Below are 13634 nucleotides of genomic sequence, written 5' to 3' on the forward strand. Positions count from 1 at the left end.
CTGGAATGTTTATCCCATTTTGTTTCTCTAATTTAGTCATCACTAGCTAATATAAAAATTACGGAAAAATGAAATCATCATCTATAAGTATCAGACTTTTTCTAAAGTTTTCAGACTTTTTCTGACTTATTCAAACTAATGTCTGGCTATGCCTAATACCAATTCAGACAATTGGTCTAAAATGAAGAAAAACGATGAAACAAAGTCATGTGTCCTTGCCAACTGGGTGCGTCCTTCGCAGTGCAACATCTGAAGATATCTGGTCTATTAGGTTGTTGGTGCTAAGGGCAAAACTTGACCCTACCCAAATAAGATGGCAACAATTCTGGGTAATAGAATGTGATGGGCGATTGGTTGCTTGTGGACAATTACGTAATTTCTCTGGCGCACAAGAACTTGGTAGTTTGGTTGTCTTACCTGCTTGGAGAGGTCAAGGTTTGGGGACTATTCTGACACAGCATTTGATTATCCAAGCGACTCAACCACTTTATTTAGAGTGTTTAGGTCAACGACTGGCGCAGTTTTACAGTCGCTTTGGCTTTGTGGTCATTTCCTTTGAGGACTTACCGCCATCTCTCAAACGCAAGTTTGGATTATCTCAATTAGGAAAGAGGTTGATAAGGGTTCCTGTTGTGTTTATGGAGTATCGAGAATGACTTGTTTGTGTTTATTTATCTCTATTTACTTAGTTCTTCTGGCGGCTAAACTCCACCTTTAGACTCAAGTAACTGCTTTGTACAAGCGCTAACACTATAAGAGAGGTTTACTGTGCGAAAAAAAATTTGCAGTAAAGCACTCATATGTCAGCGTAGAGACAAGAGTCGTAAAAATGACAGATTCACAAAATCGTAACGAACAAATTAAGAAGCTGCGTACACTGATCAAAGATATTGACATTGGAATGCTGACTACAGTTGATGAAGACGGAAGTTTACATAGTCGTCCGATGTCAACTAACTCAGAAGTCGAGTTTGATGGCGACTTTTGGTTCTTTACCTACGCCAGTTCTCACAAGGTGACAGAAATTGAGCAGCAACAACAGGTTAATGTTAGTTTCTCTGATCCACAGAAGCAAACATACGTTTCCGTGTCGGGTTCAGCTCAATTGGTACGCGATCGCCAAAAATTGCAACAGTTATGGAAACCACAACTGAAAGCTTGGTTTCCCAAGGAACTGGATGAACCCGATATTGCTTTGCTCAAAGTTAGTGTAGAAAAGGCTGAGTATTGGGATGCTCCTTCGGGTTTCGTAGCACATACAATTGGACTGGTGAAGGCGATCGCCACGGGTGAAAAACCTAGTGTCGGTGAAAATGAAAAACTCACTTTGAAATCATAAAAAAGTAAGATAATAGCAACAGAGAAACTCGGGTTCTAAATGAAACCGAGTTTCTGGTATTAACTAGACAGTTTTATGGTAAACAACACACCCCAACTGGGGCAAAAAGCCCCTGATTTCTCCACAATAAATCAAGATGGTAACCAAGTTAGTCTAGGTGATTTCTCTGGTCAGTGGGTTGTCCTTTATTTCTACCCCAAAGATGATACTCCTGGTTGTACGACTGAAGCTAAAGATTTTACCGAGTTAAATTCAGAATTTAGCAAATTGGGAGTGAAAATCTTAGGCATTAGCCCAGATTCACAAAAATCTCATTGTAAATTTATCAACAAACATAACTTGTCCATTACATTATTAAGCGACCCAGAACATCAAGTTGCTGAAGCTTACGGAGTATGGCGATTGAAAAAGTTTATGGGTAAGGAGTACATGGGTGTAGAACGTTCAACTTTCCTGATTGCACCTGACCAAACAATTGGTTACATCTGGGAAAAGGTGAAAACCAAGGGTCATGCAGCTGCTGTGCTGACTCAATTGCGAGAATTGCTTGACTTCACTAGCTCTCCTGAATTCCTCTAGAATCTGTGCTTTTTGCACAAAAGCTTAAAGTGTTTAATTTTGTAGCCAAAATTGTTGAACGACACAAGCCACTGCGGGAAATTGTCCCTCATCTACACTGAGGAAGGTTTTGCGAAATCCTTCTTGCCCAATTTGTTTAAGTAAATAATAACGTTCTTTAATCAGCAAAGTTTATAACACAATTTTAGCTAGGGTTTCACTACCATCAATTTTTATATGTAAGCTATCGACAAGCAATAAGTTGCTATCTGATATTATTTTCTGAATTCCGGTAGAAGTATACTTCCGAGTCAAATACAAACGAATCGTATCTTGGTTTTCAAAGTCCATAACTGAGCGGTCAGGTAACATGACTTGAATTTTATTTTCAGTTAAGTTGCGATACAGGATTTTTATCAGAATTGCTTTATCTACTTCTATAGAAGCTTCAAAAAATACGCTATTCAAGTCGATGTGTAAATCGGTGTTTTGAAGTAACGCACTTGTGACAAATTCTCTGAACGACTTGGTTCTGGCGTACTCGTCCGCCGCCTTTTGGGCTACTTCTTGGCTTAATTCTTCAGTTGTCCCTACTTCTATAAGAAGCTTATCCTCACGTCGCATGAGTTGAGAAAGAGTTTGCAGCAGTTTTGTGTCTCGTTGAAAATTAGCTAATGTGTTTCCAAGCAGAAAAAATAGAACTGGACTATCGTTGACAACTCGGTCAAGCAGTTTTCGTAACTCATTCACGTTTCTGTCAATAGAAAAGTCAATTTGAATTGGTAGCACATGACTACCTTTCAATTGTGCTCCTTGACTTGCTTCCTGAGAATTTCAAGAAGCAGGCTGCTTTCAGTGCAACTTCGGATTGCACACGTTTATTTCCACTTGTCCTATTTTGCAGCTACTCCGGTAGACTCCAATAACTAATCCTCGCTACTCAAACCCCGCTCGCTCGGTTAGATGGGACACTGTGACTAAGTTCACTTCCGCATTCAGCAATTTTTCCCCTTGTTTGCAATGCTCACAGCATCTCCTGCTCGTTCATGCATTGTCCCCTAAAAAATCAGGCAGCCTATGGCGCATCCGCGCCACGCTAGCCCCGTGCGGGGGCGCTACGCAAACGCTATCAAGCCCCTCGATTAATCGGGGGGACATCACGCATATCGTAATAAGGCTGCCTGATTTTTTTACGTGTAAGACCCCGTGACGCGTCTGGGGATAATCTGTTTGGTTTTATTTAAAGGATACAGTAGCGGCTCTGGTGTATAAACAACTGTAGAAGGGTGAGCATTACCCACCCTTGTTGGTTGTTACTTTGCAATGAAAAAAGGTTTCTCGGCTTACCGCTCTATATCTAGATGTTGAGCCAAGAGCCTTTTACCGTGAATGACAGCCGCAATAGTTACAGTGTCTTCTTGAACTTGATAAATGATTCGATAAGTGTAAGCAAATAGTTCCCTGATGGTATCTTCGTTAAATTCTGGGACGACAGAACCTGATTGGGGACTAGCGCTTAACTTATCAGAGGAGTCAAGTATCTTCCGAACTACTGTGGCTGAAAAGGAAGCGGAGTCACGAAATATGTATGCCGCGATCGCGTCTACATCTTCGAGCGCTTTGGGAGACCAAACTACTCGATAAGCCATTTACTTAATAGCGCCTCGGCTTCTTCTTGAGAGATGATAGTCTGTTGGTTGTCAACTACTACCAATCCCTGACGAACTTTTTCAAGTACGTACAGATGATATTGAACATCTTCCACAGAACAATCGTCCGGTAGTTTGCTCAACAAAGATTGGACTTTTTCTTTTGTAGTAGTCATAGCATTTTTTTGAGAATTTTTATATGAAGTAATTTTTAAGGACAAGCGAAGAGCTTGTCCTTGGTTCTACCTTTTGTTAAAGGTTGTCATAGTTAGCGATCGCCTGTTTCATCTTGTCTAAGACTTCTGATACAGGCACTGTTCCTAACTCTCCAGAGTTACGGGTGCGAATACTTAAGGAGTTTGTTTCCACCTCTTTCGCGCCCACTACAGCCATTACGGGAATTTTTTCTTTCTCGGCATTGCGAATGAGTTTACCTAGGCGATCGCCACTGAGATCAACTTCAGCGCGGATACCAATGTCTCTCATTTTCGCTACCACGTATGCAGCATACTCGATTTGAGCTTCACCCACTGGCAACAATCTTGCTTGTACTGGTGCCAACCATAAAGGGAAATCTCCTGCGTATTCTTCTATTAAAATACCGATGAGTCGTTCCAAGGAACCGAAGGGCGCACGGTGAATCATCACTGGGCGTTTTCGAGAACCATCTTCAGCAACGTATTCTAAATCAAACCTTTGTGGTAGGTTATAATCTACCTGTACGGTTCCTAGTTGCCACTCTCGTTCTAAAGCATCACGGAAGATAAAGTCGAGTTTGGGACCGTAAAATGCGGCTTCGCCAATTCCTTCAAAGTGCTCCATTCCCAACTGTTCCACAGCACGACGAATTGCACCTTGGGCTTTTTCCCACGCTTCATCGGAACCGATGTACTTATCACTCGCCGGATCGCGAAAACTGAGTCTAGCTTTAAAGTTTTTGAGTTGCAGTTTACTGAACACAGACAAGATCAGATCTACCACGTTGAGGAATTCGCTGTCTAGCTGTTCTGGCGTCACAAACAGGTGTGAATCGTCAACCGTGAAACCCCGCACCCGCGTTAAGCCGCCCAATTCCCCAGATTGTTCGTAGCGGTAGACAGTGCCAAATTCCGCCAGTCGCATTGGCAGTTCGCGATAAGAGCGCAACTCGCTCTTATAAATTTGGATATGGAACGGGCAATTCATCGGCTTGAGAACAAACCCTTGTTCGTGGGCTGCAGCTTCCTCATCCTCTGCCATCATCGGGAACATGTCTTCTTTATATTTCTGCCAGTGTCCAGAAATTTTAAATAAATCTACTCTGGCAATGTGGGGAGTGACGACTGGTAAATATCCGCGTTTGAGTTGTTCTTGTTTGAGAAAGTCTTCCAAAAGACTCCTTAACAAAGTTCCTTTCGGTGTCCATAATGGCAACCCAGGTCCCACTAAGTCAGAAAATATAAATAATCCTAATTCCTTACCCAGTTTCCGATGGTCCCGTCGCAGTGCTTCTTCTTTACGTCGCTTATACTCAGTGAGTTGTTCTGGCGTTTCCCAAGCAGTACCGTAGATGCGTTGCAACTGCGCTTTGGTTTCATCTCCACGCCAATAAGCGCCAGCAACGCTTTCTAAATCAATCGCTTTCGGATTAAGTTCGCCAGTATTTTCCACATGAGGTCCAGCGCACAAATCCCACCATTCATCTCCTAGGTGGTAAATCGTGATTGGTTCCTCTTTAATGTCTGATAGAATTTCCAGCTTATAAGGTTCCTTAATTTCTTGAATACGGCGTTGTGCTTCTTCGCGACTGACTTCTTCTCGTATGACTGGTAATTTCCGATTGATAATCTTCACCATTTCTTTGTAAATGGATTTTAAATCCTTGTCAGCAAATGGTTCGGGATTATCAAAGTCATAGTAAAAGCCATTTTCAATCCAGGGACCGATTGTGACTTGCGCTTTGGGAAACAGCTTTTGTACTGCCATCGCCATCACGTGAGAAGTGGTGTGGCGAATCTTCTTTAATATTTCTGATTCTGAAGTACGTGGTAAAAACACTTTTTCAGGTTGTTCTTGCTGACTGGATGATTTTGGCGATATCTGCTGCTGTACCATTGGCGAACGTTATTAGTAATCATGATGTATTAGCTGACCTTATTCAAGTCTCTATTCACTATAATCTAGGGCTATTTTACGGGTTTGTCATACTTTTTCTTTTTTGATTTTTCTAAAAAATTACGTCTTTAGCAAGATGCTCCCCGTTTTTTTAACGATATAATTATTATCTCATCATTGACTCTGAAAAAGTCTATTCTTAATTAAGTCATCATGTCATTTAATACCCACTTATAAATCAACAATAACTTTTATATAAAAAAAACTCATCATCAATTTCTCTTGGTGAGAAAACTAATGAGTAGTCAGTAGTAAACCTGATAGGCAAATATTCTTTGCTGCGAGTTAGTCCTCATATCAACATTGAGTTTTGTGCTCGTCTGTATGTCATACATTTGGATGGATGTGTCTGTTCCTTGAAATATAACCATTTTAAATTTCGTTGGTTTAACTTAGACGTTCTCATTTTCGACTTAACGATTTGTAGTCAAGAAGAAAAACCAACTTCTGATTGACAGCTAAAAGTCATTTCTATGTACTTAACAAATTGTGTTTGTGATCAAAGCCTACCATGTGACCATCTTCTTTTTCATCTTAATTTTACTAGATATTCTGTCATTTTTTACTTTAACTGTGAGATACTGTTATGTTAACTCAATACAACCAAGAAAAAAATCTGAACAATCCTGAGTCAGAATAAGTGCATAAATTCCGCGCAACTAGGTGATGAATTAGGGATCGTGTGCTTTCACTCTACGGCTATCTCACTCACCTTTGGCACAGCTAGCTGTGCCAAAGCACCTTATCTTCTTTCTTGGAAACTACAGCGGTGCGGCTTTGCAATTCGTAGCTTGTCCGTAGGACTCACGCAGTTGAAACCACATGCTACCCTACGGTTCGCTCTATGCTTACAGCAATGCTTGCAGTAGTGCTTTTTCGGACAAGTTTTATGAGAAACTCTCCAGTTTTTTTTTAGAGGGTTTATGCATGTTTATTCACGACCCTAGTATCGCCAGCAATAGTAAGTATTTTTTAATACAAAAAAATCAGGAATTATCAATGTCTTTGCTTCCAGTGATGACAGTTTTTTTTGAGATCCCTTTGTGGGTCTATGTCACAGAGATGAGAAATCTCAGTCATGACAGAGATGTAACCAAAATGACAAAAATTTTTCTGTTTTCTGACTTATGGGAGAGACAATAAAAATGTTAAGAATCTTAAATAGAGTTAATATTAGTAAGAAAGTTAGAAATATGCTTCTCATTTATGCGAGACTCAAATGTACCGGAAGCTGAATTGCTGAAAACAGTTTTGCAACCACTGTTAGAAGATTTTCAGTACTGGTTTGCGCGATCGCGCAATTTTCTGGAGACGGAACAGCTATCATTCATGAGTCAAGATGAACAATCCGACTTACTAACACAAGTCAAGAAAGCACAAGAGGAAGTCACCACAGCGAAGATGCTGTTTACTGCAACTGGCGAACAAGTTGGTATTGATATGGCAACATTAGTGCCTTGGCATCAATTAGTTACACAGTGTTGGCATGTGGCAACACGCTTTCGTTCGCAACAGGAGAACTGGCAAAGCAAAGACAATATATAGGTGAGATAGTAAAAAATTTTTAACATCATCTGAGGTCGCAAGTGATGTACTTTATGGCACTGCACTCCCCCTAAATTTCAAAATACCCCTCTTAATCAAAGAGTCTGAGCGCACAAAAGCTGCGCTAACAATTTAGCATCACCATCATTAACGGCATCAGCTAAGCAAAACCTTTTACAACATATCGCTTTAGAATTTGCTAACTCTGGAGGAAAAAACAATGTTACATCTGCTTTACATTTTTGCTTTTACCATCCTAGCTTTTATCGCTGTCGCTAACTTAATTCGTAACCTGATTTTGTTTAGTTTTGATAGAGAGCGGATTTATCCACCAAAGTCTGCGCCTTTAGGAAACCAAGGCAGATATCCTTATAATTCCTCAACTAAACAATTTATACCCCATCCAGAGTTATTAGATGCGACTGGCAATTTAATTAAAGAACCACTTCTAGTCATGCGTTCGATTAATGTTGACGACGCCCGACAAAAACTGGATGAGCTTTATGAAGCTTCTCCAGGAAGTAAAAAGAGTGAGAATCAACAAGAGGAAGGCTAGAAAAGTTCGTCAGTTTCGTAAACGTGATGGAACTGATAGCCCATACCACTGGTACTCAACGAGGAAAGCACAGTTCTTGGGCGCAGTGTTCTCCTCTGAGGGGCTTGTAGTTGATGAGAGTCCAACTGATAATTTTAAAGATGTCATTTTGAGCGGAGCATATTTTTCCTTCGCGCCTCACCAGTCGCCTCTATGGTGAAAACGCAAGTTGTTACTGGAGAGCAACGCACTGACTCCCGGACTGTCGCACTGGTTTTACAAGGTTACAAGGTTACGCTCAAGATGACATTTATATCAAGTCCGTAACGTGCTGAGGAGTCAGCTTCGTGGCTCCTCAACATTAATAACTCAGTACATTCGTTTATGCTTCAATAACTACTCTGAGGTTTCCGCGTTTTTTGGCAACGCGACAAGCAGTTGTCGTTCCAGAACGCTCAAAATCCAAATCAAGTATGGTAGAACCAACTTTAAGATTATGTAGTGATAAACTGCTGATTGATTCAGGTAAAGTCGGGTCGATAATTCGTAAGCAGTTATTAGGAGCGTCGGGTACCAAGTTAACTATCATTTGTAGTAATTGAAAGATACTTCCAGTCGCCCAGGCTTGAGGTGTACAAGCAACAGGATACTGTACAGGCGCGTTATCACCATTACGCTCATAGCCACAAAACAACTCTGGAGGACGTTGATAAGGTTGCTGGTGAGTCATGTCGAATAAACCTTCAAAAACTTCCAGCGCTTGATCAATTAAACCAAGAGAACGCAGCCCCATAGCAATAAGTGCGTTATCGTGAGGCCATACAGAACCAATGTGATAACCCATTGGGTTGTAAGCTGGTGACAAGCTACTCAGGGTGCGAATACCCCAGCCATTAAACATATCTGGTGCCCGTAGCCGTTCAGCAGCACTGTAAGCTTTTTCTGGTGTGAAAATGCCCAAATGCAAGCACTGACCTGGATTAGAGGTAATACTGTCTACCTGCTTACCATCTCCATCCAAAGCCAAAGCGCAAAAATCCTGGTCTTCCATCCAAAAGTCTTTGTTGAAACGAAGCTTGAGGTTTCTTGCTTCTTCTGTCCAGCGATCTGATAAGTCAATCCGCTTTTTGAGTCTGGCAATTTCTGCTAAGCGTAATTTTGTAGCATAAGCGTAAGCTTGCACTTCACAAAGAGCAATTGGTCCTGTGGCTAACTCTCCCTTACGATTGACAATACAATCGCCAGAGTCTTTCCACCCTTGATTGTCAAGACCTCGTTTGGATTTACGGTAGTAGCTGAGGTAGCCAGTTTCTCTCATGTTACGGTCAATCCAATCCATTGCCAATAGAGCATTCGGCCAAAGTTGCTCTAAAGTTTCGACATCATGAGTCCAAGCGTAGTATTCTGCATACAGCATCAACCACAAGGGAGTTGCATCGACTGTACCGTAGTAAGGAGTGTGAGGAATTTCCTGACAGCGTGCTAATTCCCCAGCCCGCAACTCGTGCAATATCTTACCTGGTTCTTCTTCACGCCAGTCGTCATCTGTTTTCCCTTGGTAGAACGCGAGAATCTGTAGAGTTTCTTTGGCAATTTGAGGGTTTAGCATCAGAGTCTGAGAAGCTGCGATCATCGAATCCCGCCCAAATAGCGAGGAAAACCACGGTACTCCAGCCGAAACAGTCTTATGCTTACCAAAGGACTGACGCAACAAGTACATATCTTGCTCAGCCCTTTCAATAATTCGATTAAACGTTCCTTTATCTGAGCGGATTTGTGTAATTTGTTGCACCCAGTGTTGCTCTTCCATGATTTCACCAGCTTTCGCCTGTGCGAGGGTGAAAGCTGCGCCGACAATCGAACTAGGTTTGTTGTTTGTCAACAAATTTAGTCGGTAACCCAACTTTTGGGTTTCGTGAGAAGCCAACTCCAACCGCCAAACGGCTGTGTAACCTTTAAAATAATCTGGTTGTCGATGCTGGAATTGAATGCGAGATTCCATCACCAAGCCATCCAGACCTTGATAAGCAAGACTCAAAGATTGCTCTTTCTGTGTAGGTGCCTGAGCAGGTGCAGAAACACCATCGGTATTTGATGTTCCTTCTTCAGGTGTCGGTTCGACAAGGCGTAAAAGTTTACCTCGCTTATCTCTGTGATAGCCTCGGACTTCAAATAAATCCGCAAAATCCGCATCAAAGCTAATGCTAAGTTCAAAACTAACAGAACTTGTGCTATAATTAGATACTTCTAATTCTTCAAAGAGTGCTCCATTTAGTACGAGTTCCCGACGAATCCCCACTGTGTCAGGTTTGAGACGGTCTTCAATTTTGGGATTGGTACACAAAATTGATAAAGAAAATCCTTTCTCAGCGGTGCTGCTAAGTAACACTGGTGAGTGTTCGTCGATTTGCAACTCAAGGCGACTGAGAAAGCGTGTATCACAGCAGAACAATCCCATACTGGGATTGCCATCATTCAGTGAACAGCCAGATACGTTCCCTAAATTGTCTGTCACCAAAAACAAATCATCATCTTTAACCGTTAGCGTCGGTTGCGGTCTTTCGCTGACCACGCAAGGCCATTCTGGGATAGGGACTTGATCAGCAGGAACATAAGTTTTTCCGTCTAGAGAAATTTCTTCCGGTGTCATCAGCGTATCCGGTGTCATCAGCCAAAATTCCGTGTACAGGTCTAGTTTTTTATGGAGGTAGCAGCGTCCACTGGAAATAAAGACGCTGTTATGAGTTGATTTGAGCCATCGAGCACAAATCATAATCACATACACTCAGTAACAGAGCATATGTAAAACCTTCAACATAAAATCTTTACAAATGTATCTTGTTTATAAAATTTATGAATAAAGTTTAAGATTATGATCGCTACTTGTTTTGATAGCAGCTTTTTTTCAAAATGGCAAGACTCCTGCGAATATCAACGAGATTTTAAATCAGCAATTGCTCCTTTTGTCATAGCAGCGATCGCTTGCTCTGTAGCTTTAGGTAAATGATAATACTTCCCTCCTGATGTCTTTGCTAACTCTTTGGCAAAGCCAGTAGAAACGAATTTGCTTTCTGTATCAATTACTAACAATTGCATTCCCAAAGCACGTATTCTAGCGGCAATTTCTAACAATTCTGCTTTGATATCTGGTTTTTCCCCGCTTTCTTGCGGTTCACCCAAAGAACGCGATAGAGGAATATTGCCACGTCCATCAGTGATCGCTACAATCACAACTTGTCCAATATCTCCGCTCATTTGGGCATTCAAACCGACGCGTACAGCTTGGGTTAAACCATGAGCCAATGGCGAACCACCACCACAGGGTAATCTTTCTAGACGGTTACGTGCTAAAGCAATAGAACGTGTAGGAGGTAATAAGACATCTGCTTGTTCTCCTCGAAAGGGAATCAAAGCCACTTGGTCACGATTTTGATATGCTTCTGTCAGCAGTTGCATCACCGCACCTTTAGCAGACTGCATCCGGTTCAGCGCCATTGAACCTGAAGCGTCTACCACAAATACGACTAAAGCACCTGCTTTGCGTACCAAACGCTTTGCTCGAATGTCTCCCTGTTCCACAAAGACTCGTCGCCCTCTTGAGGACGAGGAAGATGAGACTGTATTGTCTCCCCTACTCTCATACCTTTGTTGTCGTGCTTTTTGATACGGTGCAGCAGAGCGAAGTGTGGCATCTACGGCAATGCGTTGCACTTTTCCTTTGGGTAACATTGGCTTGATGTAACGTCCCCGGTCTTGGGAAAAGATTAAACTGCGACTGCCAGATTTCCCTCGTCGCTGTGCCATTTGAGCAAAATAAAGCACACTCGGGTCAAGAACGACTCCTTCGGGATCAAAGATAAACTCTTCAGGGATACCAGGCGGTTCTTGTTCTGGCTGTTCTTGATTTTCCTCTTGTTCTTGTTCCGAATTATCTTCGGGTTCTTGCTGATCTTGCGGTGGGGGTGGAGGCGGTGGCGGTGGTTCTTGGGGTGGTGGTGTCTGTACAACAGTCGCCCGTGGAACGATCACAAGTTCCACAGCACGCCGCAAATCGTCAGCGTTCACTTGTGTACGTCCATCCAAAGCTGCAGAGGCTTTAGCAACACGCACGGCGAATAACTCAGCACGGTGTCCCTGTACGCCTCCGCGAATTGCTTCTTCTACTAAGTAAGAAATTTGTTCGGTTGTGATACTAACGTCTTTTAACCATTCACGCGCCAGGATAATTTGAGTTTTGAGGGCGTCTAGATCTTCGCTGTACTGGTTCAGAAATTCTTGAGGAGATTTCGAGTAAGCGATCGCCACTTCCACTGCTTGCACTCTTTCATCTAAACCGAGGACACCATCAGCACTGAGTGCGATCGCAATCCTATCAAGTAAATGTTCTCGCAATGCTCCTTCTTCTGGATTGTACGTCGCGATCAATAAGGACTTGCAGGGATGCTGAAAACTAATACCCTCTCGTTCAATTTGGTTGCGTCCCTCAGATAATACTGTTAAAAGCTGATTGGATATTTGGTCATCCAATAAATTAATTTCATCTATGTAAAGAACGCCTCGGTGTGCTTGGGCGAGTAAACCTGGTTGAAAGATAGTTTCCCCAAGTTTCACAGATTGTTCTACATCCACAGAACCCAGAAGTCTATCTTCTGTCACTCCCAAAGGAATTTGTACAAAGGGCGCGGGGATGATTTCGGTTTCTATCTCGCTGCTTTCTTGTTCGCTTGCAGAAAGACTGAGGGGCGGGTTTGCCAAAAGTTGGTCATCCCATTCTTCTGGACGGTTAGGTGAGCAGTTGCTAATAGAACCTTTAACAACCTCGATAGGTGGAAGTAGGGCATGAATTGCACGCGCCATTACAGATTTTGCCGTACCGCGACGACCGGCGATCGCCACTCCTCCCAAACCTGGATCTACCGCAGCCAGAAGTAAGGCTGATTTTATTGCTTGTTGACCAACTACGGCTGTCAGAGGAAAGGCTGTACTGAGAGGGCTGATAGTAGGCGATCGCATAGTTTGAGTCATAGCTAGTCCAATTTCCTAGCATACCAAATTTGACCCACACTGAATAATTCACGCATTCGCTGCCTGCCTTCGCTGCTAACACATTCTTCAAAATTTTTATCCTCCCCATCACCCCATCACCCCACTCGCTGCGCTGCCTACGGCACGCTACGCTAACAAATTCAAAATTATCAATTCATAAGGTACGGCATTAAGAATTCTTTTTTTGAATTTTGAATTTTGAATTTTGAATTCCTCCGCAGGAGGTCTCCCCATCAGCTTAGTACCTATTTATCCCACCGCCAGTAGACTGTCCTGGAATTTGAGAAGGAGATGAATAAATATACTGCGGTACTGGCGCCGGTGCTGGCTGCAAGACTGAAGTTCCAGAATTGTTGGGTTGTACAGGCGTATTATACATAACGCCATTTTGATTTGTAGTTAGTGTATTTGAGGAGGGATATCCGACTGATGTTGGTTGTGTAACACTAGGTAATTGCTGACCGCTATTTATGTTATTCAACCTATTCCTCATCATTTCGTTAAAAATTGTTACAGAGCGATTAGGAACTGCGCTTGGAGTTTGTGGTACACCTATCACTCCTGACTGAGGTTGAGGATAAGCTGTTCTGGGAAAAGAATTTTGCGCCTGATTTGAGATTCCTGGTTGTATGTTACTTGTTCCAAAAACAGGATTTTGCGGCTGTAGATTATTGATACCAGGTTGAGGGTTGCTTGTTGCTGGAGTGAGATTTTGCAGTTGTGTTGCTACTCCCGGCTGTATGTTACTTGTGCCAAAAACAGGATTTTGCGGTTGTAGATTATTGATACCAGGTTGAGGGTTGCTTGT

12 protein-coding genes and 1 pseudogene are annotated in these 13634 nt (G+C 42.4%); 5 read left to right on the plus strand and 8 right to left on the minus strand.

The features are described 5' to 3' along the window. Positions 1 to 194 precede the first annotated feature (194 nt). From DP117_RS22100 to bcp, 3 genes are all read left to right on the plus strand, one after another. Positions 195 to 656, plus strand: coding sequence for a GNAT family N-acetyltransferase (locus DP117_RS22100; protein WP_169220391.1), 462 nt, complete (start codon positions 195 to 197; stop codon positions 654 to 656). A 173-nt stretch (positions 657 to 829) separates the two neighbouring features. Continuing rightward, entirely contained in the window at positions 830 to 1339 is a 510-nt protein-coding gene (locus DP117_RS22105; protein WP_169220392.1) for a pyridoxamine 5'-phosphate oxidase family protein, read from the plus strand. 75 nt (positions 1340 to 1414) lie between these two features. Next, positions 1415 to 1918, plus strand: a complete 504-nt coding sequence (gene bcp, locus DP117_RS22110; RefSeq protein ID WP_169220393.1) for a thioredoxin-dependent thiol peroxidase — start codon at positions 1415 to 1417, stop codon at positions 1916 to 1918. Between the two features lie 33 nt (positions 1919 to 1951). Here bcp and DP117_RS37035 read toward each other — a convergent pair whose 3' ends face one another. The 5 genes from DP117_RS37035 to thrS all read right to left on the minus strand — a co-directional run bounded on the left by DP117_RS37035 (position 1952) and on the right by thrS (position 5640). Beyond that, entirely contained in the window at positions 1952 to 2086 is a 135-nt protein-coding gene (locus tag DP117_RS37035; RefSeq protein WP_282440316.1) for a hypothetical protein, read from the minus strand. A gap of 3 nt (positions 2087 to 2089) precedes the next feature. After that, the gene (locus tag DP117_RS22115; RefSeq protein ID WP_248277767.1) at positions 2090 to 2701 is read right to left on the minus strand and encodes an L-histidine N(alpha)-methyltransferase; all 612 of its coding nucleotides are present in this window, start codon (positions 2699 to 2701) and stop codon (positions 2090 to 2092) included. Between the two features lie 539 nt (positions 2702 to 3240). Further along, positions 3241 to 3546: a type II toxin-antitoxin system RelE/ParE family toxin gene (locus DP117_RS22120; RefSeq protein ID WP_169220395.1), complete on the minus strand. Its 306-nt coding sequence runs from the start codon at positions 3544 to 3546 to the stop codon at positions 3241 to 3243. Then, positions 3531 to 3722, minus strand: coding sequence for a hypothetical protein (locus tag DP117_RS22125; RefSeq protein ID WP_169220396.1), 192 nt, complete (start codon positions 3720 to 3722; stop codon positions 3531 to 3533). The genes DP117_RS22120 and DP117_RS22125 overlap by 16 nt, the downstream gene beginning before the upstream one ends. Before the next feature lie 76 nt (positions 3723 to 3798). Beyond that, positions 3799 to 5640, minus strand: a complete 1842-nt coding sequence (gene thrS, locus DP117_RS22130) for a threonine--tRNA ligase (RefSeq protein ID WP_169220397.1) — start codon at positions 5638 to 5640, stop codon at positions 3799 to 3801. A 1266-nt stretch (positions 5641 to 6906) separates the two neighbouring features. On the opposite strand from thrS, the gene DP117_RS22135 reads away from it, so the two are divergent. Further along, positions 6907 to 7245, plus strand: coding sequence for a DUF2605 domain-containing protein (locus tag DP117_RS22135; protein WP_169220398.1), 339 nt, complete (start codon positions 6907 to 6909; stop codon positions 7243 to 7245). A gap of 220 nt (positions 7246 to 7465) precedes the next feature. Then, positions 7466 to 7801: a DUF2973 domain-containing protein gene (locus tag DP117_RS22140; RefSeq protein ID WP_169220399.1), complete on the plus strand. Its 336-nt coding sequence runs from the start codon at positions 7466 to 7468 to the stop codon at positions 7799 to 7801. Positions 7802 to 8162: 361 nt separating this feature from the next. Here the strand turns inward: DP117_RS22140 and DP117_RS22145 are convergent, their stop codons facing one another. The 3 genes and pseudogenes from DP117_RS22145 to DP117_RS22155 form a co-directional block, all read right to left on the minus strand. Further along, positions 8163 to 10448 (minus strand): amylo-alpha-1,6-glucosidase, encoded by a 2286-nt coding sequence (locus DP117_RS22145; RefSeq protein WP_169220408.1) that lies wholly within the window; start codon positions 10446 to 10448, stop codon positions 8163 to 8165. A 263-nt stretch (positions 10449 to 10711) separates the two neighbouring features. Next, positions 10712 to 12793, minus strand: coding sequence for a magnesium chelatase ATPase subunit D (bchD, locus tag DP117_RS22150; protein WP_169220409.1), 2082 nt, complete (start codon positions 12791 to 12793; stop codon positions 10712 to 10714). A gap of 271 nt (positions 12794 to 13064) precedes the next feature. Then, a pseudogene (locus DP117_RS22155) lies at positions 13065 to 13634 on the minus strand (hypothetical protein); the annotation flags it as partial.

Source organism: Brasilonema sp. UFV-L1, assembly GCF_012912105.1.
Taxonomy (GTDB): domain Bacteria; phylum Cyanobacteriota; class Cyanobacteriia; order Cyanobacteriales; family Nostocaceae; genus Brasilonema.

What these genes read in the sequence shown, in the direction of transcription:
- DP117_RS22140 (WP_169220399.1), top strand. Translation starts at nt 7,466, where the DNA reads ATGTTACATCTGCTTTACATTTTTGCTTTTACCATCCTAGCTTTTATC.
- DP117_RS22125 (WP_169220396.1), bottom strand. Translation starts at nt 3,722, where the DNA reads ATGACTACTACAAAAGAAAAAGTCCAATCTTTGTTGAGCAAACTACCG.
- bcp (WP_169220393.1), top strand. Translation starts at nt 1,415, where the DNA reads ATGGTAAACAACACACCCCAACTGGGGCAAAAAGCCCCTGATTTCTCC.
- DP117_RS22105 (WP_169220392.1), top strand. Translation starts at nt 830, where the DNA reads ATGACAGATTCACAAAATCGTAACGAACAAATTAAGAAGCTGCGTACA.
- thrS (WP_169220397.1), bottom strand. Translation starts at nt 5,640, where the DNA reads ATGGTACAGCAGCAGATATCGCCAAAATCATCCAGTCAGCAAGAACAA.
- DP117_RS22120 (WP_169220395.1), bottom strand. Translation starts at nt 3,546, where the DNA reads ATGGCTTATCGAGTAGTTTGGTCTCCCAAAGCGCTCGAAGATGTAGAC.
- DP117_RS22145 (WP_169220408.1), bottom strand. Translation starts at nt 10,448, where the DNA reads ATGACACCGGATACGCTGATGACACCGGAAGAAATTTCTCTAGACGGA.
- DP117_RS22135 (WP_169220398.1), top strand. Translation starts at nt 6,907, where the DNA reads ATGCGAGACTCAAATGTACCGGAAGCTGAATTGCTGAAAACAGTTTTG.
- DP117_RS22100 (WP_169220391.1), top strand. Translation starts at nt 195, where the DNA reads ATGAAACAAAGTCATGTGTCCTTGCCAACTGGGTGCGTCCTTCGCAGT.
- bchD (WP_169220409.1), bottom strand. Translation starts at nt 12,793, where the DNA reads ATGCGATCGCCTACTATCAGCCCTCTCAGTACAGCCTTTCCTCTGACA.